At 69.8% G+C, this 24,675-nt stretch carries 23 protein-coding genes and 2 pseudogenes; 13 read left to right on the forward strand and 12 right to left on the reverse strand.

Annotated features, from left to right (window positions below; translation table 11 throughout):
- Nucleotides 1-139: 139 nt before the first annotated feature.
- The gene (locus OG609_RS33990) at nt 140-1,510 is read left to right on the forward strand and encodes a hemolysin family protein (protein WP_327276333.1); all 1,371 of its coding nucleotides are present in this window, start codon (nt 140-142) and stop codon (nt 1,508-1,510) included.
- Nucleotides 1,507-2,607, forward strand: coding sequence for a hemolysin family protein (locus OG609_RS33995; RefSeq protein WP_327276334.1), 1,101 nt, complete (start codon nt 1,507-1,509; stop codon nt 2,605-2,607). The genes OG609_RS33990 and OG609_RS33995 overlap by 4 nt, the downstream gene beginning before the upstream one ends.
- Nucleotides 2,608-2,690: 83 nt before the next feature.
- On the opposite strand, the gene OG609_RS34000 is transcribed toward OG609_RS33995, so the two are convergent.
- Both OG609_RS34000 and OG609_RS34005 read right to left on the reverse strand, forming a co-directional pair.
- A complete protein-coding gene (locus OG609_RS34000; protein ID WP_327276335.1) occupies nt 2,691-4,598 on the reverse strand; it encodes an AAA family ATPase in 1,908 nt (635 codons plus the stop codon).
- Between the two features lie 359 nt (nt 4,599-4,957).
- Nucleotides 4,958-5,587: a uridine kinase family protein gene (locus OG609_RS34005; RefSeq protein WP_327276336.1), complete on the reverse strand. Its 630-nt coding sequence runs from the start codon at nt 5,585-5,587 to the stop codon at nt 4,958-4,960.
- Between the two features lie 175 nt (nt 5,588-5,762).
- Here OG609_RS34005 and OG609_RS34010 point away from each other — a divergent pair, with 175 nt between their 5' ends.
- Entirely contained in the window at nt 5,763-7,130 is a 1,368-nt protein-coding gene (locus OG609_RS34010) for a peptidase C39 family protein (protein ID WP_327276337.1), read from the forward strand.
- Here the strand turns inward: OG609_RS34010 and OG609_RS34015 are convergent.
- Nucleotides 7,036-7,491 (reverse strand): tyrosine-type recombinase/integrase, encoded by a 456-nt coding sequence (locus OG609_RS34015; protein ID WP_327278281.1) that lies wholly within the window; start codon nt 7,489-7,491, stop codon nt 7,036-7,038. The two genes, OG609_RS34010 and OG609_RS34015, sit on opposite strands and share 95 nt — an antisense overlap.
- Nucleotides 7,492-7,551: 60 nt before the next feature.
- Entirely contained in the window at nt 7,552-8,100 is a 549-nt protein-coding gene (locus tag OG609_RS34020) for a hypothetical protein (RefSeq protein WP_327276338.1), read from the reverse strand.
- Nucleotides 8,101-8,126: 26 nt separating this feature from the next.
- Here OG609_RS34020 and OG609_RS34025 point away from each other — a divergent pair, with 26 nt between their 5' ends.
- The 3 genes from OG609_RS34025 to OG609_RS34035 are packed head-to-tail and all read left to right on the forward strand — an operon-like array spanning nt 8,127 to nt 10,135.
- The gene (locus tag OG609_RS34025; RefSeq protein WP_327276339.1) at nt 8,127-8,705 is read left to right on the forward strand and encodes a carboxymuconolactone decarboxylase family protein; all 579 of its coding nucleotides are present in this window, start codon (nt 8,127-8,129) and stop codon (nt 8,703-8,705) included.
- On the forward strand, nt 8,702-9,568 hold the full coding sequence (locus tag OG609_RS34030) for an RNA polymerase sigma-70 factor (protein ID WP_327276340.1): 867 nt from the start codon (nt 8,702-8,704) through the stop codon (nt 9,566-9,568). Before OG609_RS34025 ends, OG609_RS34030 begins: the two co-directional genes overlap by 4 nt.
- Nucleotides 9,569-9,592: 24 nt before the next feature.
- The gene (locus tag OG609_RS34035; protein ID WP_327276341.1) at nt 9,593-10,135 is read left to right on the forward strand and encodes an LGFP repeat-containing protein; all 543 of its coding nucleotides are present in this window, start codon (nt 9,593-9,595) and stop codon (nt 10,133-10,135) included.
- A 51-nt stretch (nt 10,136-10,186) separates the two neighbouring features.
- Here OG609_RS34035 and OG609_RS34040 read toward each other — a convergent pair whose 3' ends face one another.
- From OG609_RS34040 to OG609_RS34060, 3 genes and pseudogenes are all read right to left on the reverse strand, one after another.
- Nucleotides 10,187-10,951: a class I SAM-dependent methyltransferase gene (locus tag OG609_RS34040; protein ID WP_327278282.1), complete on the reverse strand. Its 765-nt coding sequence runs from the start codon at nt 10,949-10,951 to the stop codon at nt 10,187-10,189.
- Nucleotides 10,952-11,064: 113 nt separating this feature from the next.
- Nucleotides 11,065-11,895, reverse strand: a pseudogene (locus OG609_RS46345) (IS5 family transposase).
- Nucleotides 11,896-11,939: 44 nt separating this feature from the next.
- Nucleotides 11,940-12,533, reverse strand: a complete 594-nt coding sequence (locus OG609_RS34060; RefSeq protein ID WP_327276344.1) for an O-methyltransferase — start codon at nt 12,531-12,533, stop codon at nt 11,940-11,942.
- 407 nt (nt 12,534-12,940) lie between these two features.
- On the opposite strand from OG609_RS34060, the gene OG609_RS34065 reads away from it, so the two are divergent.
- A complete protein-coding gene (locus OG609_RS34065; RefSeq protein WP_327276345.1) occupies nt 12,941-13,414 on the forward strand; it encodes a carboxymuconolactone decarboxylase family protein in 474 nt (157 codons plus the stop codon).
- A 457-nt stretch (nt 13,415-13,871) separates the two neighbouring features.
- Here OG609_RS34065 and OG609_RS34070 read toward each other — a convergent pair whose 3' ends face one another.
- Nucleotides 13,872-14,465, reverse strand: a complete 594-nt coding sequence (locus OG609_RS34070; protein ID WP_327276346.1) for a GNAT family N-acetyltransferase — start codon at nt 14,463-14,465, stop codon at nt 13,872-13,874.
- Between the two features lie 305 nt (nt 14,466-14,770).
- On the opposite strand from OG609_RS34070, the gene OG609_RS34075 reads away from it, so the two are divergent.
- Entirely contained in the window at nt 14,771-16,135 is a 1,365-nt protein-coding gene (locus OG609_RS34075) for a hypothetical protein (RefSeq protein WP_327276347.1), read from the forward strand.
- Between the two features lie 171 nt (nt 16,136-16,306).
- Here the strand turns inward: OG609_RS34075 and OG609_RS34080 are convergent, their stop codons facing one another.
- Nucleotides 16,307-16,687 (reverse strand): Tn3 family transposase, encoded by a 381-nt coding sequence (locus tag OG609_RS34080; protein ID WP_327278283.1) that lies wholly within the window; start codon nt 16,685-16,687, stop codon nt 16,307-16,309.
- A 138-nt stretch (nt 16,688-16,825) separates the two neighbouring features.
- A pseudogene (locus tag OG609_RS34085) lies at nt 16,826-17,236 on the reverse strand (chitinase); the annotation flags it as partial.
- Between the two features lie 375 nt (nt 17,237-17,611).
- Here OG609_RS34085 and OG609_RS34090 point away from each other — a divergent pair.
- On the forward strand, nt 17,612-18,784 hold the full coding sequence (locus OG609_RS34090; RefSeq protein ID WP_327276348.1) for an acyl-CoA dehydrogenase family protein: 1,173 nt from the start codon (nt 17,612-17,614) through the stop codon (nt 18,782-18,784).
- A 465-nt stretch (nt 18,785-19,249) separates the two neighbouring features.
- Here the strand turns inward: OG609_RS34090 and OG609_RS34095 are convergent, their stop codons facing one another.
- Nucleotides 19,250-19,648, reverse strand: a complete 399-nt coding sequence (locus OG609_RS34095) for a hypothetical protein (protein ID WP_266363286.1) — start codon at nt 19,646-19,648, stop codon at nt 19,250-19,252.
- A gap of 203 nt (nt 19,649-19,851) precedes the next feature.
- On the opposite strand from OG609_RS34095, the gene OG609_RS34100 reads away from it, so the two are divergent.
- From OG609_RS34100 to fxsA, 4 genes are all read left to right on the forward strand, one after another.
- Nucleotides 19,852-20,292, forward strand: a complete 441-nt coding sequence (locus OG609_RS34100; protein WP_024493538.1) for an Lrp/AsnC family transcriptional regulator — start codon at nt 19,852-19,854, stop codon at nt 20,290-20,292.
- Nucleotides 20,293-20,338: 46 nt separating this feature from the next.
- Nucleotides 20,339-21,985 carry an amidohydrolase gene (locus OG609_RS34105; RefSeq protein WP_327276349.1) on the forward strand — a complete coding sequence of 549 codons (1,647 nt, stop codon included), beginning with the start codon at nt 20,339-20,341 and terminating at the stop codon, nt 21,983-21,985.
- A gap of 551 nt (nt 21,986-22,536) precedes the next feature.
- A complete protein-coding gene (locus OG609_RS34110) occupies nt 22,537-23,304 on the forward strand; it encodes a polyprenol monophosphomannose synthase (protein ID WP_327276350.1) in 768 nt (255 codons plus the stop codon).
- A gap of 85 nt (nt 23,305-23,389) precedes the next feature.
- Nucleotides 23,390-23,977, forward strand: a complete 588-nt coding sequence (gene fxsA, locus OG609_RS34115) for an FxsA family membrane protein (RefSeq protein WP_327276351.1) — start codon at nt 23,390-23,392, stop codon at nt 23,975-23,977.
- A 90-nt stretch (nt 23,978-24,067) separates the two neighbouring features.
- Here fxsA and OG609_RS34120 read toward each other — a convergent pair whose 3' ends face one another.
- The gene (locus OG609_RS34120; RefSeq protein ID WP_114243432.1) at nt 24,068-24,442 is read right to left on the reverse strand and encodes an RNA polymerase-binding protein RbpA; all 375 of its coding nucleotides are present in this window, start codon (nt 24,440-24,442) and stop codon (nt 24,068-24,070) included.
- Nucleotides 24,443-24,675: the final 233 nt, after the last annotated feature.

Consider the following 24,675-nt stretch of genomic DNA (forward strand, 5'->3'; position numbering starts at 1 on the left):
GGCGCCCCGTGCGCCCCGCCCCGCACAAGAGGGTCCATGAGGCCTGCGGGGCTTTCCTGCGACCCAAGGAGTGACTCCTTCCAGCAATGGACGGATCGTCCGGTAGTACCTGCGCCGCCCCTTCCCAGGAGGCGGCGGCATGACCACCCCCCTGCTGCTTCTGAGCGCAGCATTCCTTCTCATCCTCGCCAACGGATTCTTCGTGGCAGCCGAGTTCGGGCTCGTCACGGTGGAGCGGCCGGACGCCGAGCGCGCCGCCGCCGAGGGCGACCGGCGGGCCCGCACCGTCGTCGAAGCCCTGCGTGAACTCTCCTTCCAGCTCTCCGGCACCCAGCTCGGCATCACCATCACCTCGCTGGTCGTCGGCATGCTCGCCGAACCAGCACTCGCCCAGCTGCTGGACGGCCCCCTCACCGCGACCGGTCTGCCCGACGGCGCCGTATCCGGCATCAGCGTGGTGATCGGGATGATGGTGGCTTCCGCCGTCCAGATGGTGATCGGCGAACTCGTGCCCAAGAACTGGGCGGTCTCCCGGCCGCTCCAGGTCGCCCGGTTCGTCGCCGGCCCCCAGCACCGTTTCTCCGCCGCGCTCCGGCCGGTGATCAGCCTGCTGAACACCGTCGCCAACCGGCTGGTACGACTGCTGGGTGTCGAGCCCACCGACGAGCTGGCCTCCGCCCGCACCCCCGGGGAACTGGTTTCCCTGGCCCGGCACTCGGCCGAGGCCGGCACCCTCGAACAGGACACCGCGGATCTCTTCGTACGGACCCTGTCGCTCGCCGGACTCACCGCACAGCACGTCATGACCCCACGGGTGAAGGTCAGCGCCCTGCAGTCCTCGGCGACCGCGCAGGACGTCCTCAACCTCACCCGCGCCACCGGCCTCTCCCGCTTCCCCGTCTACCGGGAGCGCATCGACGAGGTCGTCGGCATGATCCACCTCAAGGACGCGCTCGCCGTGCCCGCCCAGGACCGGTTGCGCACGCCGGCGGGCCGGATCGCCGTACCGCCGTTGCTGGTGCCGGAGACACTGCCCGTCGAACAGCTGCTCCAGCGGCTGCGCAACGAGCAGCCGATCGCCGTGGTCGTCGACGAGTACGGCGGCACCGCCGGGGTCGTCACCCTCGAGGACATCATCGAGGAACTCGTCGGCGAGGTCAGGGACGAGCACGACGCCGAAGGCGCCGACCGGCCCGAACTGGCCTCCGCCGCTCCCGAGGACGGCCGCCCGGCCTGGGACGCCGAAGGCAGCTGCCGGGTCCTGACCCTGCGCCGGATAGGGCTCGACGTCCCCGACGGACCGTACGAGACCGTGGCCGGGCTCGTCGCGGATCTGCTGGGCCGCATCCCTGCCCCTGGCGACCGGGCCGAACTGCCCGGATGGCGGATCTCCGTCCGCCAGGTCGGCCACTACCGCGCCGAGAAGGTCCGCTTCGTACGCACGGCCGAGGTGACCGACCCCGTCACCGAGGCACCGGTGGCCCACGGCGTCCTGGAGGCCGTGCGATGAGCCTTGTCCAGCTGCTGTTCGCGGCGCTCCTCGTGCTGGCGAACGGCTTCTTCGTCGGTGCCGAGTTCGCCCTCGTCTCCGTACGGCGCAGCCAGGTCGAACCCCTCGCGGCAGCAGGGTCGGGCCGGGCCCGCCAGGTGCTGTACGGCCTGGAGAACCTGCCGCAGATGATGGCTGCCGCCCAGTTCGGCATCACCGTCTGCTCGCTGACCCTCGGCGCCGTCGCCGAACCGACCGTCGCCCATCTGCTGGAGCCGGTCTTCCAGGCGGTTCACCTGCCCGAGGACCTGATCCATCCGCTCGGCTATGTGCTGGCGCTCGTCTTCGTGGTCTTCCTCCATCTCGTCATCGGCGAAATGGTCCCGAAGAACCTGGCGATGGCGGCGCCGGAGAAGACCGCGCTCTGGCTCAGCCCCGGCCTCGTCGGCTTCGCTCGTGTCTGCCGTCCGGTCACCTCCGCACTGGGCAACTGCGCCCGGCTGGTGCTCCGGCTCTTCGGCGTCGATCCGAAGGACGAGGTGGAGGCCGTCTTCACCAGCGAGCAGCTCAACCGGCTCGTCGAGGACTCCGGCCAGGCCGGACTGCTGGAGCCGGAGGCGCAGGAGCGGCTGGAGGACGCACTGGAGCTGGGCAGCAGGCCCGTCACCGATGTGCTGCTCAGCCGGGCCTCCCTGGTGACGGTGGACCCCTCCGTCACCCCGCACCGGATCGAGGAGCTGACCGTACGGACCGGCTACTCGCGCTTTCCCGTGTGCGCGGAGGGCGGCGGCCCGTTCATGGGCTATCTGCACGTCAAGGATGTCCTGGACCTGGAGGACGGCGAGCGGGCCGTCCCCCAGCACGTGTGGCGCCCGATGGCGACCGTGCGGGCCGAGCTGCCCCTGGACGACGCCCTGACCGTGATGCGCCGCGCGGCGACGCATCTGGCGCAGGTCGCCGACGCATCGGGCCGGGTCCTCGGCCTGGTCGCCATGGAGGACGTCCTGGAGATGCTGGTCGGTGAGGTACGCGACCCGGCCCACCGGGTCTCGGTGCCGCGCCGGACGACGGACACGATGGCCGCAGGCACCAGCGAACTCACCGCGTCGGTCCATTAGGGTATCGACCGCCGGGCGGGCTGATCTTCGGCCCGCCCGGCGGTCGAGGACAACGGCCACCGGGCGACTGAGGCAGCCCGTCCTCACAACGGCGGCGGCTCCTGCGGCCCCCGGCCCACCGGCCCCCGGCCGGACAGCACCTCGCCGTACGCCTGCATCAGATCCGGCAGCCGCAGCGTGGCCAGATCGTCCCGGCTCGGCACGGCCGCATAGCCGGAGAGCCGCAGATCGCGGTAGGCGCAGCTCTTCTCGTACAGGGTGCGCAGGAACCGCCCGTTGCCCAGCTCGTCGAGCCAGCCCTGGTCGACGACATGGCCGCTGATGGAGCGCAGCTCCTCCAGGGACTCCTCGTCCCACGCATCACCGTTCTCCGCGGCCAGCACCTCACCGATGGAGGTGAGCTCCAGCGGCCGGTAGCTCGGGAAGTCCACCCGGGTGGTGAAGCGTGAGGAGAGCCCCGGATTGGTGGCCAGCAGCCGGTCCATCCCTTCCGGATAGCCCGCGAGGATGACGACGAGATGGTCCCGGTTGTCCTCCGCGCGCTTGAGGAGGACCTGGAGGGCCTCGTCGCCGTACGCGTCACCCTTGCTGTAGCCGGTGTTGGAGAGGCTGTAGGCCTCGTCGACGAAGAGCACCCCGCCGAGCGCCGAGTCGATCAGTTCATTGGCTTTGACGGCGGTCTGGCCGAGGAACTCGCCCACAAGATCCGCCCGCTGGGCCTCGACGAGATGGTCACCGCCGAGCAGACCGAGAGCGTAGAAGACCCGGCCGAGGATGCGGGCCACCGTGGTCTTGCCGGTGCCGGAGGGGCCCGAGAAGACGAAATGGCGTTTCGGCGGCTGCACGGGAAGCCCCTGGCCGGCCCGCAGCCGGGCCATGTTCAGCTGCGCGGACAACGCCTTGACCTGGCGTTTGACGGGCTCCAGGCCGACCATCCGCTCCAGCTCCGCCAGCGCCTCGGCAAGCAGCACCGGATCGCTGGGCCCGGCCGGGAAGGGGGCTGTCGGCTGGCCGGGCACCGCGGTCTTGCGCCGTGCCCCGTCGGACGGCGGCACCCCGATGCCCACGAGTCCCGGGGTCTCGCCGCCCGGCCGCAGCTCCCGGCCGTCCACCAGATCGGTGCCGAGCAGCGAATCCCCGTCCGGCTGCGCCTCCGCCACGGCGTCCGTGCCGAATCCGGCCAGCGACACGGCGGTGAGACCGGCGGCCTCGTCGGTGCCTTCGAGGCCGTCGTAGTCCGCGATCGCCGCGAGCCGCGCCGAGGTGTCCATGAACGCCGGGTCGATCCGGTGCACCGCCCGGTAGAGCGGCAGGGCGGCCGCGCTGCGGCCGGTGCCCTCGTGTGCGCGGGCCAGCCAGTAGCGCAGTTCCTTGCGCTGCGGCTGTTCGCTGCGGCAGCGCATCAGCGCGGCGGAGAGCAGCGGCTCGGCCTGCCCGTACATCTCCAGCCGCACTCGCGCCATCCCGCCGAACAGCCCCGCCTCGATACCGAGCATCGGGTCGTCGATCAGCTGCTCGGTGTTGCGTACGAGCTGCTCCCAGTCCTTGACCAGATAGGAGCGGCAGGCGTGCAGGAAGCGCACCTGGGGGTCCGCGTCCACCGGCGGCAGGCCGGCCAGCGCACGGTCCAGCTCGGGGACATGGCGCCCGTCCAGCCAGTGCGAGGCGTGCGCGAGGAGCAGATCGCGTGAGCTCTCCAGCACCGGTTGAACCCACCAGCCCAACCAGTACCAGGAGTTGAGCGTGCGCCGATGGCGGGTGCGCTGTTCGCCGAAGCGTTCGCGATGGCGGTACATGCGCAGCAGCGCCGTCGTGGTGTCTGCCCTCAGCGCATGGAGGCCGAGCCAGCCGTCCGCCATGCCGGGATCGATCCGTACCGCAGCCCTGAACTCCTCTTCGGCCTGCGGGTAGGCGCCCATGGTGTAGGCGTCCACGCCGCGCAGCCAGGCGAGGTCGGCCGGGGCCTGTGCGCCCTGCGTGCCGATGTCCATCTGGTCCCCCACAAAACGTGCCCCAGGATGTCCCGCCGCACGACCTGCCCGCCGAGGCGCGCTGAATCACTGTGCCACGGACGGGAATTGACCGCACCGAGAGGCATCGTACCTGCGCAGGGAGTGTGCGACTAAGAGCAACGCAGGCGGAAGGGAGACCGTGACCGAGGGTGAGCGGAATCCGCCGAACCGGTGTGGGAAAGAGGGTGCGAGGGCAGAACGAAGCCCCCGATCACGGGGGAACAACCGGGGGCTTCGTGTCCGCGAGGGCTCCGAAAAGCCGCACATTGAGAACGTAAGACCTGTACCGCCCTCGGGTCAAGCAGAGTTGAGGTACTTCCAGGCCGATTTCTCACCACTCAGTACGGCGGTGCGATGTGATCACGTTCTGTGACGGAACGGTTCGCTCCTGCTGCTGCGTCAGGCCCCTCCAGCCACTCGTACCCCATAGGCAACTGCCGTACCAGAGCATCGGCGTGGGAGCGCGAGGGATCGGCCGAGAAATGTTCCGCCTCGGCCGCCGTCCACCCGTCCCAGAAGGCCGCAAGAGCCGGTCCGTCCCGGCGGCGGCCCCGCTCCCAGGACTCCGCGGCAGCGAGATCCATCCACAACAGCCGCGCCAGATGGGGCCGCAGCGCCCGGCGGCCCGCCCCGACCCCCTCGATCAGGACGACCGGTGCGGACTCCAGGGTGCGCGGTGCCGCGAACGTCCGCGTGGTCCAGTCGTACGGCGCATAGCGCGCGCACTCACCGCGTGACAGAGGCCCGATCACCTGCTCGCTCAGCCGGTCCACCCAGGTGAAGAAGGACTCGTGGGTGGCCAGGTCGTCCAGATGCAGTACGGGGGCGTCGTCGAGCAGGGCCGCGAGGCGGGACGCGAAGGTGCTCTTCCCCGATCCCGCATGGCCGTCGACGGCGATCAGCCGCACCGGTCCGCAGGACGGCGCCAGGGTGCGCAGCCGCGCGGCGAGGAGCGAGAGGTCGTTCATGCGCCCCAGCCTACGAGCCGATCCGAAGCAATCGCAGGTCACGCCAGTGGACCAGACCAATATTGGTTTATTGACGCACGCCGAATCCCTGGCCGAATCCGGCCACTACCCGCAATAGTTGGCCCACTGTCGTGCACTTGCAGCCCCATTCCGCTTACGACCGGGGGTCTCGCCCATGAACAGACCGACCTCGCGCAGAACCATGCTGACCGCCGCGCTCGCGGTGGCGGCCGCCGCCGGCACGGTGTCGTCCGCCGGCTCAGCAACCGCCGCCGTTCCCGCCGCCCCGCTCCCCGCCCCCTCGCCGGCCGCTTCTCTCGTGGACAACCGTTCCTGGCACACGTACACCGACTGGCGCAGCGGTTGCGGCGCCGGGACGCGTGCCGTCGCGGGGCGTCGGCACGGTCTGGTGATCGGCCACGCAATGGGGGTCACCCACTACACCGATCCGCACACCGGTCAGACCGCCGACTGGGAGTACGCGACCTGGACCTCGCCGGTCCACCGGTCCGCCGTCCCGGCGACCGAGGTGATCGCCTCCTGGAACGCCGACACCCCGGCGGGCACCTGGATCCAGATCGAGCTGCAGGGCCGCTACTCGGACGCCACCTCGACACCCTGGTACGTGATGGGCCGCTGGGCCGCGGGCGACGCCGACATCCGCAGGACGTCCGTCGACGACCAGACCGACGGCAAGAGCTCCATCTGGACCGACACCTTCTCGGTGGACGACGCGGCGAGCGGGTTGCGGCTGGTGTCCTACCGGCTGCGGCTCACGCTTTACCGCCCCCCGGGCAGCCGCCTCACGCCCACCGTCCGGCGCCTCGGCGCGATGGCTTCCGACGTCCCGGACCGCTTCACCGTGCCCGCCAGCACCCCCGGCCTCGCCCGGGAGCTGTCGGTGCCGCGCTACTCGCAGAATGTGCACGCGGGCCAGTACCCGGAGTACGACAACGGCGGCGAGGCCTGGTGCAGCCCCACCTCCTCGCAGATGATCATCGAGTACTGGGGGCGCAGGCCCACCGCCGAGGAGCTTGCCTGGGTCAAGCCGGGTCTGGCCGACCCGCAGGTCTGCCATGCCGCCCGGTTCACGTACGACTACCAGTACGAGGGCTGCGGCAACTGGCCGTTCAACGCCGCGTACGCCGCGACGTACGACGACATGAGCGCGGCGGTGACCCGGCTCGGCTCGCTGACGGACGTGGAGAAGCTGATCCGGGCGGGCATCCCGGTCATAACGTCGCAGTCGTTCCTCAAGGAGGAGCTGACCGGCGCCGGGTACGGGACCTCCGGCCACCTGATGACCGTGATCGGGTTCACCGCGGACGGCGATGTGATCGCGAACGACCCGGCCTCGCCGAGCAACGAGGCCGTGCGGCGGGTCTACAAGCGCCAGGAGTGGGAGAACATCTGGCTCCGCACCAAGCGCTACGACGCGAACGGCAAGGTCAGAAGCGGTACGGGCGGTGTCTGCTACATCTACTGGCCCGCTGACCCGGCACCGAGGCAGCACCGGGTTCTGAAGTCGCTCGGCCTGTTGTGAGCATGTGTGGCGCTATGGCCGCCTCGGCCACCTGACGGCAGCGTTCCTGGCCGTCCTGGGCGAGGTGGCCGTACTTGTCCACCGTGACCTTGATCGAGCGATGCCCGAGCCGGCGAGACACTTCGTGGATGGACACGCCGCTCGTCAAGGTCACGGTGGTCCATTTGTGCCGCAAGTCGTGCGGGTTGTACTCAGGCAGCGCGAGCCGCTTGACGGCCCGATCCCACGACTCACGCAGGAGACCGGGGTACGGCAGCCCGCCACTCGCGTTGCGGACCCGAAGCCCATCGACGAAGGGCTGAAGGAAAGCGGGCGCGGGTACATCGCGCCACTCGCCTTCTTTCGCTCCAGTCCGGGGCATCGCGCCGGTGATGGATGATCGACGACCGCGCACTGGGCTCCGGGTCTGCGGCCAGGCGGGTCAGCAACTCCGGGCGGCAGCTGGTCGTTCATCGCGGGAAACGGCCTCACGGAGGGATCCGGATCGTCCACCGACCGGGGCCGGTAACCCCGGCGGTTCGTCCGGGACGCTCGCGGCGACCCCGCACCGGACCGACGGCTCCGGGTGCTCCGCCGGGCGGCTTCTGACGTCGGCGGGCACGGAGGACTTGGCGGCGAGGACTATGGAGCCCAGTCCTGTGGACGCTGTGGTGGCGCCGAGCAGCAGAAGGCCGCTCGCGCTGGTGCCCGGGCTCACCACGACCGCACGCCCGCCACTGCCCGCAAGCCGGGTGGCCGGCGGTGCGAGGTGGCTGCCGATACCGGAGCAGATGAATCCAGCGCAGGCGAGTGCGGCGAAGAGTACGGCCCCCGACTCGGACGCACCGGTGAGGGCCGCAGCACGGCACGGTGTGAGCAGTTCGACCGCGGTCAGGGCGTTGCCGGCGGCCCCCTGCGCCGACGATCCATGCGGGGTGGCGGCGGTTGTCACATGCGCGGGTCCGGCGGTGTCTTCATGCCGAACGGCCAAACAGGCAAACGTACAAGGAGAACACCATGGCGCTACGCGTCCCGAAGGCCGAGCTCGCCGCCGAGCTCCGCGAAAGCATGATCAAGCAGCTCGGGGTCGTGCCCGAGCCTGTCGAGGTGCTGTGGAACAACCCCAAACTCGCCGAGGCCAACCAGGAGTTCTCGGCCAAGGTGGGCGCGTGGGACGCGGCCGACGCCAGCCTCAAGACGTTCGCGCACATGGCCGTCGCGGCACAGGTCGGCTGCAGCTGGTGCCTCGACATCAACTACTTCCACGCGCTGAACCAGAACCTGGACCTGGCCAAGGCGAGCCAGGTGCCGCGCTGGCGGCAGTCGGAGGTGTTCACGCCGCTGGAGCGCGACGTGCTCGAGTACGCCGAGGCCATGACGACCACGCCACCGACCGTCACCGACGAGCTGTCGAAGCGTCTGCTCGACCGGCTCGGCCCCGCGGCGCTGGTCGAGCTCACCGTGTTCATCGGCTTCGCCAACATGGCGGCCAGGTGCAATACGGCGCACGGGATCACGTCGCAGGGCTACTCCGACGCCTGCGAGATTCCGCTGGCCGGGCGCCCTGAGAGTTCCGGCGTGGCGTCGACGGCATGACCGAGGACCCGTTCGTCGCCCATCGCAGCCTGCTGTTCACGGTCGCCTACGAGATGCTCGGGTCGGCGGCCGATGCGGAGGACGTGCTGCAGGAGTCCTGGCTGCGGTGGGCCGACGTCGACCACTCGCAGGTGCGTGACCCGCGGGCGTACCTCATCCGGGTCGTTACGCGGCAAGCGCTCAACCGCCTGCGTACGCTCTCGCGCAGCCGCGAGGAATACGTTGGCGAGTGGCTGCCGGAACCGCTGCTGACCAGCCCTGATGTCGCCGAGGACGTCGAACTCGCGGAGAGCGTCTCGATCGCGATGCTGACCGTCCTGGAAACGCTCGGGCCGACCGAGCGCGCGGTGTTCGTGCTCCGCGAGGTCTTCGATATGCCGTACGGCGAGCTCGCCGAGGCCATCGGGAAGTCCGCGGCCGCGGTGCGGCAGATCGCGCGGCGGGCACGCGAGCACGTGGCGGCACTGCGGCCGCGGGCGCAGGTGAGCCGGTCGGAGCAGCAGGCCGTGGTGGAGCGGTTCCTGCTCGCCCTGCGAACCGGGCAGTTGCAGGAGCTGATGGAGGTCATGGCGCCGGACGTGGTCATGATCGCCGATGGCGGCGGGGTTGTGGCCGCCGCTCTGGAACCGATCCACGGGGCCGAACTGGTGGCGCCGTTGCTCGCGCGCGCGAGCCGGGTGGTGGCCGCGTTCGAGACGACGGCCGTGTGGCTCAACGGCGCGCCCGCGGGCCGGATCGAGATGGACGGCGAGCCGGCTGCGGTGAGCCTCGTGGTGGAGAACGGGCGGGTCACCCGGATCTACGTGGTGCGAAACCCGCGGAAGCTGACGCGGCTCGACGAACTGGCCGAACTCGCCAGGTAAGGCCGCTGCGCTCTGGTGTCGTGAGTGTTCCGGGCGGTTCCAACCGCCCGGAACACTTACTGCGGTCGCCCGTACTGGGTTCTCGGCGCGATCCAGACCAAGTACGACGAGATGGGCGGCCCCGACAGTCCGCTCGGATGCCCGACGTCGGTTGAGCAGACCACCCCGAACGGGCGTGGCAAGTTCACGACCTTCGACGGCGGTTCGATCTACTGGACCTCTGACACGGGGGCTCATCCGGTGTGGGGCGAGATCAGGGAGAAGCGGGGCCGGCTGGGCTGGGAAGGTGGCGCGCTCGGATTCCCGAAGAGCGACGAATTCACCAACTCGGACGGTGTCGGCAAGCGCCAAGAGTACGAGGGTGGCACGATCTACTGGCACCCGAGCCGCTCCACCGGCGCGCACCCGGTGTGGGGCAAGATCGGGGAGAAGTGGGGTGCCGCGGACTGGGAGAAGGGCCCGTACGGCTACCCCGTGACCGACGAGGCCCCGGGGCTGCGCCCGGAGGACGGGCACGATACCGCCCCTCGCGGCGTGATCAAGAACCCTGCAGGCCTTCTTGGCTAGGGAGTGTCTTCAAAGTCCCGTCTGCCCGGCGCTGTGTGGTGCGCACGCTCCCTAGGGCATTCCGGGAGGGACGGGCTCCGCGGTACCGCGCCGCGCCACGAACACGAACTCCCTGCCCGGCCGGTCGGGTGCGTCGCGTACGTCCTCGACGACGAAGCCGTGCTCGTGCAAGTCCCGCTCGATCTCCGTACGTTCGCGGAAGCGAAGTGTCGATTCCGAGGTCAGTTCGTCCCCGTCCGCAGCGAACACGTGCGTACCCCGGAAGCTCACCAGCGGCAGGCTCACGTCCGTCAGCTCGGCCCAGGTCTCGACGTGGCCGACGCCCGCGATGTCCGTCATACGGTACGTGGTCTCGCGCGTCCACTCCGCCCACTCCTCCCACACGCGCTGCGCCGGATCGCGCGTCTCGAAGACAAGCCGCCCGCCGGGCCGCAGCGCCTCGTACGCGCCGCGCAGCGTCGTACGCCACGCCTGCGGCTCGGCGATCGCCTGGGCGACGTTCCCGGTCATCGTCACCAGGTCGATCTGCATGGGCGGCAGGTCCCCCGCGTCGCCGTCGAGCCAGCGCACCCGCTCCGCGCCCGGCTTGCCACGCGCGACGTCGACGGACGCCCGCGCGGGATCGATCCCGGTGACCGTCATCCCGCGCTCTGCGAGCAGCAGCGCGAACACGCCCGTACCGCACCCGATGTCCAGCACAGACCGCGCGCCGAACTCCTCCGCCATCGCGAGATACGCGTCGAGATCGCTGCGGTCCGGATCGAGTGGGTCGTAGATGGCGGCGAGGCGCGGATGCCCGAAAGTTGCGTCAACCATGGAGGCGAACGTATGTGGCCCCGAGCCCGCGCGGCCACTGCTTTTTCGGGTTACGGCGCCAAGCGGGCGCGGCGAAGTGCGCCGCTGATCCCGGCAGGAGTTGTCTTCAAATGTCACGCCCACATCAGGAGCGAGGCGAGGGTGACGGCCGCTTGGTAGGACTCGGCGGTCTTGTCGTAGCGGGTCGCGATGCCACGCCACTGCTTGAGGCGGTTGAAGCACCGTTCCACGACGTTGCGCTGCTTGTAGAGCTGCTTGTCGAAGCGGGGCGGGCGTCCGCCTCGGCTGCCGCGGCGGGCCCGGTTGCGTTTCTGGTCGGCCCGCTCGGGAATTGGTGTGGGCGATGCCGCGCCGCCGCAGCCAGGTGCGTATCGCGCGGGAGCTGCAGCCCTTGTCGCCCAGTACATGAGCGGGCCGCAGCCGGGGCCGTCCCGGCCCGAGGCGGGGCACCCGGATCGCCTCCATCACGGCGGTGAACTGCGTGCAGTCGTTCGTGTTGCCGCCCGTCAGTACGAAGCCGAGCGGGCGCCCCAGGGCATCGCAGGCCAGGTGGATCTTGCTGGTCAGGCCGCCCCGGGAGCATCCGAGTGCAGGGATGCGGAGCCCCCTTTTCGGGCTCCGGCGGCATGCTGGTGGGCGCGTACGACGGTGGAGTCGACCGACACCACCCAGTCGATCTCGCCCGCCGCGTCCGCCCGGGCCTGGGCAGCCCGGAGCATCCGCTCGAAGGTGCCGTCCAGGGCCCACCGGCGAAAGCGGGTGTGCAGCGTGTGCCAGGAGCCGTACCGCTCCGGCACGTCCCGCCAGGCCGTGCCCGTCCGCAACTTCCACACGATCCCGTTGAGCACGGTTCGGTCGTCCAGCCGCTTCCGTCCGCGCAAGGACTGGGGCAGCAACGGACGGAGGAACTCCCACTCCGCATCGGACAGTTCATGGCGAACAATCACCCGACCATGATCCACTACTCAAGATCAATTGAAGACACGCCCTAGAGGCGGCGTGCCGCAACAACCACTGAACTGGCTGGTGTTGTGAGTATCTCAGTGGCGTCCAGGGCTGGATGAGTGAGGTAGAAGAGGCGGAGCTCATCCACTTCGCCGCCGAAACGAGGCGGCCAATGGGGCGAGGGGGTGAAGTCGTCCAGGATGAGCAGGCCACCGGGAGCAAGCTGCTCGACGACCCCCTGGGGGTCGTCACGCTTGCCCCCGCCGTCGCAGAAGAAGACATCGAAGGGGGCATGCTGTTCAAGCAGTCGCCAGTCCCCAGTGAGAACGCTGACGCGCTTGTCGTCCGCGAAGACACTGGCCGCTCGACGGGCCAGCTCCTCGTCACGCTCCACGGTGACCAGGCGTGCACCGGCGCCAAGGCCACTGTGCAGCCAGGCGGTGCCCACTCCCGAGCCGGTGCCGCTCTCCGCAATGATTCCGTGGGGTTTCGCAGCAGCGGCCAGCCTGAGCAACCTGCCCACTTCAGGGATGCAACTCTTCTTGAATCCCGCTTCGGAGGCGACACGCTCTGCCGCCACCACGCGAGGCGGAATCGCACGGTCTGTCATGATCACGCTCCCCTTCATCGTGAACATGACGGTATCCGCCGGCAGAGGCGTCCGCACGGAGTATCGCCTGTCCGGACCCGGCGAGCCTTCCTGGTCAAAGCATTGGCGAGAGACGTGGTCAAGGCGAGGGCGGCAGCGAGATCCAGATCAAGGACGGTGATGCCGGGCAGGGAAACCAGGTGCTCGGCCGTGCTGGGCCGGGGCGGTGTCGGGCGGGTGTGGGCCAGAAACGCCTTCGTGGTTCGGGTCTGAAGGATGACTGGGGATGTTCGGGGCCAGGGGTCACGTCTCGGCAGTAGACCTGAACGTCGTCGTAGGTGATCCCTGCTGCGGCGCGAGAGGGGAGACGCAGGTCACATTCGTTCGTGTCACAACTTGCGGGAGCTGTTCCGTCCAAGAGGGTGTAACCATCAACCACGACACAGGAGCGCACCATGGAAGCTCGGTTGAATCTCTTCGCCAGCCCGGTCGCAGCCAAGTTCGGGAAGCACATCGTCTCTGCGGGCAAGGTGCTTGCGGACTCGACGCTGCCGGCCACGACGCAGGAACTGGTGAAGCTCCGCGCCAGTCAGATCAATGGCTGCGGTTTTTGCACCGACATGCACACCAAGGACGCCGCGCACGCCGGGGAGACCTCGACGCGCCTCAACCTGGTCGCGGCCTGGCGGGAGGCCACGGTGTTCACCGATGCCGAGCGCGCTGCCCTGGAGCTGACGGAGCAGGGCACCCGCATCGCCGACGCGGCCGGCGGCGTCACGGACGAGGCCTGGGCGAATGCCGCCAAGCACTATGACGAGGAGCAGCTCGCCGCTCTGGCGTGCTCCATCGCCCTCATCAACGCCTTCAACCGCCTGAACGTCATCGTCCGACAGCCCGCCGGCGACTACCGGCCCGGCCAGTTCGCATAACCAGGAGCGCCTGGCAGGGACCGCCGGTGCCCCCCGCGGCTGCGGCATCACACGCCCCGGGCACCCCTTGCCGGGGCTCGGGGCGTTGCTCTGGTCCGCCCGGCGCTCCGACTGATCCAGCGAGTCGGGCCGGCCGGCACAGTTCAACCGCTACCGTTCCGGACTCATGCGCAGCCGCGTGCTTCGAACGGTTTGGGGCACGCCGGCTCCCGCGTCGGCTCCGTGTCCGGGCGGCACGCATCGTGTGCGTGGTCCGGGGATGCGGGGGCGGGTTCCCTCGCGCCCGAGAGCACCCGGTCGTGCCTGGACGGTCCGATGCCCCACCGAGGAGCCGCCGCGCGGCCGCGGCAAGGCGCCGCCCTGCTCGCCGCACAGCTCGAAGAAGCGGCATCAACGGCTCAATCGGTCTCCAACAGACCGGGATCGGGGCAGGGCACCTCTCAACTCTCCGCCTTGCTCAGATGTCCCAGGACTTCGGGCGTGCGAGCGCCTCCCACTCGTCGCGGAGCAAGGACAGGACCGCGAGGTCATAGCGGCGTCCCCGGTGCAGACATGCTGAGCGACGCACTCCCTCCTGGACGAATCCCGCTTTGGCCAGGACGGTGAGCGCGGCGGTGTTGGCGGTGTGGGTGACTGCCTGGGCGCGGTGCATGGGCAGTTCGCCGAAGGCGAGATCGACCAGCGCGTCGAGCGCGTCCGTGCCGTATCCCTGCCCTCGGTAGTGCGAGTCCAGCAGCAGATGGACTTCCGCCGTACCGTCGGCAATGTCCTGGTCGACGAGGGCGATGTGGCCGATCGGTGTGCCGTCGGAAAGCAGGACGAGGAAGTCGTCACGGTCCTGATCATCTCTGTCGCGCTCCACACGCTCTCGGAGGGCGGAGAGGGAACGAGGCCAGAAGCCGATCTCATGAGCGGCGACGGGGTCGGAGCGCCAGCTGTGTATCAACTCGGCGTCGTCGACGTCGACGGGCGCGAGACCGATTTTCCTTCCTCGCCAGCACGGCTCTCTGTCCGTCTCTGCGACCTGATCACCTGTCATGTTGTCCCTCATAGGCGGATGCTACGGGTCGGCCGGGACTGTGACGAGCCGATTGAGCCGTTGAACACCAATGCTCCGAGGCCGCGGAACGGTCGGTTCAATGCTCCTCCTCCCGATACGCCGTACGGGACGGCCGGGTGGGCACACGCGTCGCTGACAGCAGGAACAGCGCAAAAGCCGGCCGGTCGGCCCACAGCTTGAGGCGAGCGTGTTGGGGACGTGTCGGCGTTGTCAGTGGGAGCCGAGATGATTCCCCCGGATTCGGGCCCGCGGGGAAGCCGGGGTCAGTTGCTGCTTCGGACAAGGGGGAGTGCGCTGTGAGGACACTCGTGAACGGCGAGGTGCATGTTCATTACGGACAGATCTACGTGGAGAGCGATCCCGAGGTATGTGGTCTCGACCTCGACGAGGCGTTCGGGGGCCAGAAGGCCGGGTTGTGCGGTGCCGCTGTCGCGGGTGCGCTCTGGCTGACGACGGGCCTGCACACAGGCAGCGTCGGATTCACCATCGAGCTGCACGAGGAACGGCCGACACTGGACACCTCGTGGGAGGAGATCGTCGAAGTTCCCTTCAGGCCACTCTCGATGAACAGTGTGCTGGTGGAGTGGGCGGGGGAGGGTGCCTGGGACCTCGATCTCGAAGAGATCGACTATCGGGTCCGGTACTGCGCCAACGGCATGCAGGAAGGGCGGGACGCGGACACCCGGCTGGAGGAGGAGCCTCAGTTGGACCGTTACCTCCTCCAGTTCTGGCCGAGTCCGCCGCAGCCCGCCCGGGTGGTGAAGCAGACCGCCGAGATCGCCGCCTACTGGCACGAGCACGCCCGGACGCTACCTCCTCCCCCGACACCGGAGGAGAAAGCTGAGGTGGAGCGCGTTGCCCGACTCGAGCATGAGCGAGAGGCCGAGCGGCAGCGCCTGGCCGCGGAAAAGGCGGAATGGGGCGGTCGGCTGCCGAGTGACACCCTTCGCCGTATCCAGGGCAACGTCTTTGGCCTCGTGGAGTTCGACGCCGCACTGGTGCACGCGATCGACGCCGCAGGTACTGTCTCTCAGCGCGCCGTCGCACGGCTGGCGGCCCACCGCGCGTACACCGTGGCCGGTCTCGCGCACCTCAACTGGGTTGCCCCTGCACTCGCGGCCCTGGAGGGGGGAAAGCCGCTTCCCCCACCCTTCGACGACCAGGAACGCGTATGGGAACTCCTTGAGAGCGACCCCCGGGCTCCGCAAGGGACGGTCGGACGAGCGATTCCCCCTGCGCGTCAGCATGCCCCCTCACCTTCGACGGAAGAAGACGCACCACAGCGCAGGCGCGTCAACTTTGCACCGTCAGGAACAGCTGAGCCGCCGCCGACGCTCCTTGAAGGAAGCTGCCCGACGTCAGCTCCTCAGGAGGGAGGCTCGCGCAGGCTGGGGCGGCTGATCGCCACGTGTCAGGCGGGTGGTGAACCTCAGGTTTCGGCTCAGGTGGTCGTGACAGCAGGAAGGTCCCCGTTGCGGGAGCCCGTCAAGGTCTCCCAGCCGCACATGGCTGTCCCCGCTCTGTTCGGCGCCGCGGAGGCTGATCCGCTCCAGGCCGCTCTCGATGCCGTCTACGCCGCCATCGCTGCCTACGGCGAGGACTATCCAAGCCTCCTCGACGAGGTATGGACTACAGTCCACGAGCAGGGACGGGGCCGATGACCGAGATCCTGGCGCCACGATCCCCTCGTCCCCTGAGCATTTGTTCTGTCTGCGCGGACCCAGTGGCCGGCCAGCCCCCGAAGCCTCGTCGGTTTCGACCTGAAGCTGCGCCAGCACGTCCGTGAGATCGAGAACGTGCCGCGTCCCAGGACCGTGAGATGGAACGGCCCCTCACGGCCGATGGACGCCGAGGCCCGCTGCCTGCTTCACGACGACGCCCTCAAGCCCGAATATCGCCTCGCCGGCCTGCTGTCGCTCCGCTGTGCCCAGCGGCCCGCATTCATCTTGGTCGTCCAGGTCCTTGAACCGGGGGCTGAAGTTGTGGCCCAGGATGCGGAAGATGCTGAACACAATGTCGCTGTACGAGGCGTTGTCGGTGGGTGGCCCGCCACAGTGGTCCGCCCCCGGGCCGTACCGCGCCGGCTGTGCCGTCCTCCGTGAGCCGCAGGAGCGGAGCGGGTGCGGATCCGTAATGCCGGAGCGAGTCGCGGCAGCTTCGGGCGGAGTGGGAACGCCGCATGAACCACGGCCTGTTGGGCCGTCCCGGATCATCCCATGAGGGACGGAGCGGGGCGGGGAGCCGATCCGGCTCCCCGCCCCGCTCCTGGGTCCTTTGGTTAGTTGATCGCCTTGATCAGCTCGCCGTCGGTGGTATCGCCGCTGAGCTCCCAGAAGAAGGTGCCCCCCCAGTCCCTGCTGGTTCTTGTCCCAGGTGTCCGCCACGCCGTCGACCGACTGGTCGGCCGTGTACGCCTTGTCGTAGTCGGCGTACGAGTCGCCGATCGCGCACTTGCCGCCGGTGACATTGCCGAAGGCGTAGTTGATGTGCGTGAGCTTGTCGGCCGAGCCCGACATCTCGATGTTCTTGACGTGGTAATTGCGCTGGTAGACACCCCAGTTGGTGAAGTATCCGACCACCTTGTCGCCGGCCGCTGTGGGGGTGGCGTCGGCGGCTGCAGGGGCCGCGGCCTGCGCGGTGGTGGGGGCCGCGCCGGCCGATGCGGTGCCCGCGGTACCCAGCAGGGTGGCGCCGAGGGCGGCGGTACAGGCGGCTGCGGTGAGCGCCCGGAGGCGGGTGCGGGGGTTATGCGGTCCGAACATCTTGTCTCCTCGTGGGGGAGGGAACTCGGTAGTGGGGGGCGCGCTTCCGGCCATCTCATGGACTTCGCATGAACGCGGAAGGGCCGGTTCGGTGGAACCGGTAGATGGACTAGACCAGTTGGGTCAATGGTTCGGACCAATTCCGGTGACCGTCGCGCTCGGCGCCGAGTCGCTCCGTCACCCCGTGACGGATATCGTCCGATCGGGCATACTCAAGCCGCCACAGCCGCTGGCCAGCGACTCTCGTAATCCGGGAGGCCGGCGTCGGCTGGGCAGCAGTGCTTCTCCGGGCCGTGCCCGGAAGCCCCCCGGCGGCGCCGCCCACACCCCGCGCGCGCGACCGTCGCAACGCCCGACAGGGAGGAGAGCGCCGTCATGACCGACCGTGCCCCGCAATTGGTGGAACGTCGTCTGCCCACCGAGGAGTCCAGGCAGCTCGTCGCGCTCGTCCGCGACATCGCCCAGCGAGAGATCGCGCCGCGGGCGGCCGAGGAGGAGGACGCGGGCCGGTTCCCGCGCGAAGTCTTCACGCTGCTCTCCGAGTCCGGACTGCTAGGACTGCCCTACGACTCCGCCCACGGCGGTGGTGACCAGCCGTATGAGGTCTACCTCCAGGTCCTCGAAGAGCTCGCGGCCGCCCGGCTCACCGTCGGTCTCGGTGTCAGCGTCCACTCCCTCGCCTGCCACGCACTCGCCGGATACGGCACCAAGGAGCAGCAGGCCGAACACCTCCCGGCGATGCTGGGAGGGGGCCTGCTGGGCGCCTACTGCCTCTCCGAGCCCGCTTCGGGCTCGGATGCCGCCTCGCTCCGTACGAAGGCCGTACGGGACGGCGACGACTGGGTCATCACCGGCACCAAGGCATGGATCACCCACGGCGGCATCGCCGACTTCTACACGGTCCTGGCCCGTACCGGAGCCGAGGGCGCCCGCGGCATCACGGCCTTCCTGGTCCCCGGCGACGCCGAGGGGCTGAACGCGGCCGCCCCCGAGAAGAAGATGGGCATGAAGGGCTCGCCCACCGCCCAGCTGAACTTCGACGGCGTACGGGTCGCCGACGCCCGCCGGATCGGCGAGGAGGGCCAGGGCTTCGCGATCGCCCTGTCCGCACTCGACTCCGGACGCCTGGGCATCGCCGCCTGTGCGATCGGCGTCGCCCAGGCCGCCCTGAGCGAGGCCGTCGCCTACGCCACCGGGCGACAGCAGTTCGGCCGCCCCATCGCGGACTTCCAGGGCCTGCGCTTCATGCTCGCCGACATGGCCACCCAGATCGAGGCGGGCCGGGCGCTCTACCTGGAGGCGGCCCGGCTGCGCGACGAGGGCAGGCCCTTCTCGCGCCAGGCGGCCATGGCCAAGCTGTTCTGCACGGACGCGGCCATGCGGGTGACCATCGACGCGGTCCAGGTGCTCGGCGGATACGGCTACACCCTCGACTTCCCCGTCGAGCGGCTGATGCGCGAGGCCAAGGTGCTGCAGATCGTCGAAGGCACCAATCAGATCCAGCGGATGGTCATCGCGCGCCACCTCGCGGGTCCTGAGACGCGCTGACCCGCAGCGGTCGCTCCGACCACACGGGCGTCGTCATGATCCGGTTCCACTCCTGGTCATGGCGGCCCGGCAGGGTCCGTCCCGTGCCCTCCCAATGACGCAACAGGGACCGGTAGATGGGCGGGTCGGTGGAGTGCGACGCCGGTCGCGGCGTGGACCGGGGAGCCATGGGCTGCGGCACCGGCTGTGAACCGGGCTGCGGAACCGATTCTTCGGCGGTCGGAGCGGCGAGACGGCGGCGACCGGGGCCGGCCGTTGAGTGCAGCAGGGTCATGCCTGGCCAACGGTGCGGGGCGGGCCCGGGTCACTGCCCGGCCGATTCGAGAGCCCGTTCGCCGGGTCCCCGGGCGGCGGAGTTTCATCGACAGCGGGCACCACGTCGGCCGGGCCGTCGTGGTGCAGCGCAGATGTGCCGGATGAGCCCTGATGCGTCCGGGCGGTCCCGCGCGGGTGCGGGAAGGGCCCTCAGGCGGCGTCGCGGCGCATCTGCGGAACCCGCAGCGGGCGCGAGCCGGGGCCGCCGGCATGCGAGAACGGCTGCATGCGCCAGTCGAGTCCCTGGGGGAGCGTCAACAGCAGGGCCGTCTCCTGCTCCTGCAGGTCGAGCGACTCGTCGGCGGGCCGCGCCTGGGACGCCGCGCGGCCGGTGCCGGCACAGACCGTCAGAACGAATGGATTCCACGGAGTCGGGCACAGCGCGTGCTCCGGCAGTACGTCCTCGTCCGCCAGCAGCGCGATCGGCTGCGCGCAGTCCGGGCAGATCACCCGGTACATCTCGAACATGTCGTACGCGTCGGGAGCGGTGTCCTCGACCGGATCAACGGGCTCCGGTTCGGTACGTCCGGTGAGCTTCAGGCTCTGCATGGGAAATTCCCCCCTCAGGTGGGCCGACAAGGCGCCACGGCCTCGACCACAGCAAGCACTTCCCGTCGCGCATCGGCCGTAACCACGAGGGGGTCGACTACCCACCCGTAAACCTGTGGCATTCGTCACATGGTCGCCGCAGGTGCCCTTCCGGGGCCCTCACCGCTGTGCCTGGAGGGACCTGGGGCAATAGGTTGATCCGTATGGAGGAGTTGGACCGACAGATCGTGGAGTTGCTCGTCAAGGACGGGCGGATGAGCTACACCGACCTGGGCAAGGCCACGGGCCTGTCCACCTCGGCGGTTCATCAGCGCGTCCGCAGGCTGGAGCAGCGCGGAGTGATCCGGGGCTATGCCGCGGTCGTCGACCCGGAGGCCGTCGGCCTGCCGCTCACCGCGTTCATCTCGGTGAAACCCTTCGACCCGAGCGCGCCGGACGACATCGCGGAGCGGCTCGCGGGCGTCCCTGAGCTGGAGGCGTGTCACAGCGTCGCGGGTGACGAGAACTACATCCTCAAGGTGCGTGTCGCGACCCCGCTGGAGCTGGAACACCTGCTCACCCGGATCCGCTCGCTGGCCGGTGTCTCCACCCGGACCACCGTCGTACTCTCCACGCCGTACGAGGCCCGGCCCCCGCAGATCTGAGGGGGCCGCGGAACGCACGGGTCCGGGCAGGCGCGAGACTGGTCCCATGACCGAGAGCACCGCCCCCCAGAGCGAACACCGCACCGTGCTGCTGCGCGGTGGAGACGTCCACAGCCCCGCCGACCCCTTCGCCACCGCCATGGTGGTCGAACGCGGCCATGTCGCCTGGGTGGGCTCGGAAGGGGCCGCCGACGCCTTCGCGAGCGGCGTCGACGAAGTGATCGACCTCGAAGGTGCGCTGGTCACCCCCGCGTTCACCGATGCCCACGTCCACACCACATCGACCGGCCTGGCCCTCACCGGCCTCGACCTCTCCGGTGCCCGGACCCTCGACGAGGCGCTCGGTCTCCTGCGCGCGTACGGGGCGGCGCACCCCGCGGACCGGGTCGTCCTCGGCCACGGCTGGGACGCCACACGCTGGCCGGATCAACGCCCGCCGTCGCGCGGCGAGCTCGACGCGGCCGCCGGCGGACGGCCGGTGTACCTGCCCCGTATCGATGTGCACTCCGCGGTCGTCACCACCGCCCTGCTCGATCTGGTCCCGGGCGTCACCCGACTGACCGGGTACCACCCCGACGCCCCGCTGACCGGCGCCGCCCACCACGCGGTGCGCTCCGCGGCCCACGGCGCCGTCTCGCCGCAGCAGCGCGCCGACGCCCAGCGCGCCGCTCTGCGCCGCGCCGCGTCGCTCGGCATCGGTACCGTCCACGAGTGCGGCGGCCCGGACATCTCCGACGAGGAGGACTTCGTCGCGCTGCTCAAGCTCGCCGCGACGGAGAGCGGTCCACGGGTCTTCGGCTACTGGGCCGAGCAGGTCGGCGACGAGAAGGACGCCCGCCGCATCCGGGAACTCGGTGCGATCGGCGCCGCCGGGGACCTCTTCGTCGACGGCTCGCTCGGCTCGCACACCGCCTGCCTGCACGAGCCGTACGCCGACGGTCCGCCCGGACACACGGGCACCGCCCACCTGGACGCGGCGCGGATCGCCGCCCATGTCACCGCCTGCACCGAGGCCGGGCTGCAGGCCGGCTTCCACGCCATCGGCGACGCGGCGGTCTCCGCCGTGGTGGAGGGCGTCCGGGCCGCCTCCGAGACGCTCGGCCTGGCCCGGATCCGGGCCGCCCGGCACCGTATCGAGCATGCCGAGATGCTCACCCCCGAGACCGTCGCCGCCTTCGCGGAGCTGGGTCTGACCGCTTCCGTACAGCCTGCCTTCGACGCGGCCTGGGGCGGCGAGGAGGGCATGTACGCGCATCGGCTCGGCGCCGAGCGGGCCAGGACCCTCAACCCGTACGCGGCGCTCCTGCGGGCCGGTGTGCCCCTGGCCTTCGGCTCGGACAGCCCCGTGACCCCGTTGGACCCGTGGGGGACCGTACGGGCCGCCGCATTCCATCGCACGCCCGAGCACCGGATCTCCGTACGGGCCGGCTTCACCGCCCACACCAGGGGCGGCTGGCGGGCCGTCGGCCGCGACGACGCGGGGATCCTGGTACCCGGCGCCCCGGCCGACTATGCGATCTGGCGCACCGCTGACCTGGTGGTCCAGGCCCCGGACGACCGGGTCGCCCGCTGGTCGACCGACCCGAGGTCGGGAACGCCCGGCCTGCCGGACCTCACCCCGGGTGCCGAGCTCCCGGTCTGCCTGAGCACCGCGGTCTTCGGACAAAATGTCTACGTACGGCCGAACGAGTGACGTCCGGACATTTCGTACCGCCGATCGAAGACGTCCCCGCTCCGCCGCGACCTGCGGATCTTCGCTACTGACCAGGCAAGTTCCGTAAACATTGCAGGTCAGGCACCTATTGACAGAACGCGCCCATCGGCCGGTAGGTTCGGCCGAGTCCACCACAGGACGTCCGACCGGTTAAACCTCCACGCAGTCGTCGAACGCCGCTGGGTCATGGGGTGCTGTGCCGCACCGGCGCACCACCACTGACAGCCAGGTTCAGCGCCCGCGCCTCGGGGGCGAGGGGAGGTTTCAGCCGGACGGTAGGTGCGACCCGGGTGGGGCCCGGACGTTCAGTAGACAACGGCTCTAGGTCGACCCGCAGCCAGCGGGTCCCAGGTCGGCCCGAAGGGCGCTGGGCCCCCATCCGTAGTTCCCGTCGGGTTCCCGTCAGGGGGTCTGTCCGTACTTCCCTCCTTCTGTCCGTGGCGGTGTCCGCTCCCGCCCGACCGCGTCGGTATCGGGCCCCCGCCCGCTGGATATGGTGTGCACCTGCGTACGGACTTAAGGGGCAGTAAGTGAACGACGGCGGTCAGAGGCGATACGGCCCGCTCGGCAGAACCTTGGTGATCATTCCGACCTACAACGAGGCCGAGAACATCAAGCCGATCGTGAGCCGGGTGCGCGCCGCTGTGCCGGAAGCCGACATCCTTGTCGCCGACGACAACAGCCCTGACGGCACCGGCAAGATCGCCGACGAGCTCGCCTCGGCCGATGACCAGGTCCAGGTGCTGCACCGCAAGGGCAAGGAAGGGCTGGGCGCGGCCTATCTCGCGGGCTTCCGCTGGGGCATCGAGCACGGTTACGGCGTGCTCGTGGAGATGGACGCCGACGGCTCCCACCAGCCCGAGGAGCTGCCCCGTCTGCTCACCGCGCTCAAGGGTGCCGACCTGGTGCTCGGTTCCCGCTGGGTGCCGGGCGGGCGGGTGGTCAACTGGCCCAAGTCCAGGGAAATGATCTCCCGCGGCGGCAGTACGTACTCCCGGCTCCTCCTCGGGCTGCGGACCAGGGACGTCACGGGTGGCTACCGGGCTTTCCGCGCCGAGACCCTGGAGGGCATCGGCCTCGACCAGGTCGCCTCGCAGGGCTACTGCTTCCAGGTCGACCTGGCCCGTCGCGCCATCGACGCCGGGTATCACGTCGTCGAGGTCCCCATCACCTTCGTGGACCGCGAGATCGGCGACTCGAAGATGAGCCGCGACATCCTGGTCGAGGCGCTCTGGCGGGTCACCTCCTGGGGTGTCACCTCCCGTACGAACCGGGTCCTCGGCCGCAAGGCGACCTGAGCCACCGAAGGCGGCGGGCGTCGGTCCGCCGCTCGTGATCACCCCCATACGCCGATCGGACGCCTGTACGGGCACACTGGGGACCATGACGACCGGCACACCGCCCCAGACCGCCCCCAGGCGCTCACGCGCCCGTACCTTCGTCCCCCTCGCCATCGCCGCCTGGGCGGTGCTGGAGATCTGGCTGCTCACCGTCGTGGCCGATACAGCGGGCGGGTTCACCGTGCTGCTGCTCCTGGTGGCGGGGATCGTGCTCGGGGCCGCGGTGATGAAGCGGGCCGGCCGCCGGGCCTTCCGCAATCTCACCGAGACGCTCCAGCAGATGCCGGGGCAGCCCGGGGCCGCCGCTCCGCAGGCCGCACCCTCGGGCGGCAAGGGCAACGGCTTCCTGATGCTGGCCGGGCTGCTGCTGATGATTCCGGGGATCATCTCGGACGTGGCGGGGCTTCTGCTGCTCGTGCCGCCGGTCCGTTCGATGACGGGCCGGTACGCGGAGCGGTCGCTGGAGCGCCGCATGCGCGCCGCGAACTCCGGCGGCCTCTCCGACGCCTTCCAGCAGGCCCGTATTCACCGGCCGGACGGAAAGATCGTGCAGGGTGAGGTCATCCGCCAGGAAGGCACACAGCCGGGTTCCCGCCCCGACGAGGGCCCCCGGCCGCCGCTGACCCCCTGATACCGGACCGTGACGCGACAGAGCCGCGGGCTGTGACACACGCTCGGTGTGTCACAGCCCGCGGCTCTGTCGTATTGCGGTGTTACGCGGTCAGGCAGACTTCCTGCTGTCCCGCGGATGCACGGCGATGTTCATGGCTCCGGAGCGCAGAACCGCCAGCCTCTCGGCCAGCACCTCCTCCAGCTCCTCGCGTGTGCGCCGCTCCATGAGCATGTCCCAGTGCGTACGCGCAGGCTTGCCCTTCTTCTCCTCGGGGCCATCCCCGTCCACCAGGAGTGCCATGGCGCCGCACGCCTTGCACTCCCACTCCGGCGGAATTTCCGCCTCTACCGAGAACGGCATCTCAAATCGATGTCCGTTCTCGCATGCGTACTCCACCGCCTGGCGCGGGGCCAGATCGATGCCGCGGTCCGTCTCGTAGCTGGTAACCACGAGTCGCGTGCCGCGGAGAGCTCGCTCACTCATGAATCGTGCCTCCCGGGCTTGTCGCCCACAGGACAGGTGTCGCTGTCGTCGTCATCCGGTCAACGTTCGGTCGGCGGTAAAGATTCCCGTTGCCGGTCATGCGTCGCCCGTCGTGCCGCTGCTTTATCAGGTTTCCCAGGGTCCAAGTACCCGCCAATGCCCGGTTTGTCACATCTGGCGGAAGTTGTCACCCAACGGTTTGGCTTCTTCCGCTCGCAGTAACGGTCCTCCGG

Origin of the sequence: Streptomyces sp. NBC_01224, from assembly GCF_036002945.1 — a bacterium.
Classification (GTDB): Bacteria; Actinomycetota; Actinomycetes; order Streptomycetales; family Streptomycetaceae; genus Streptomyces.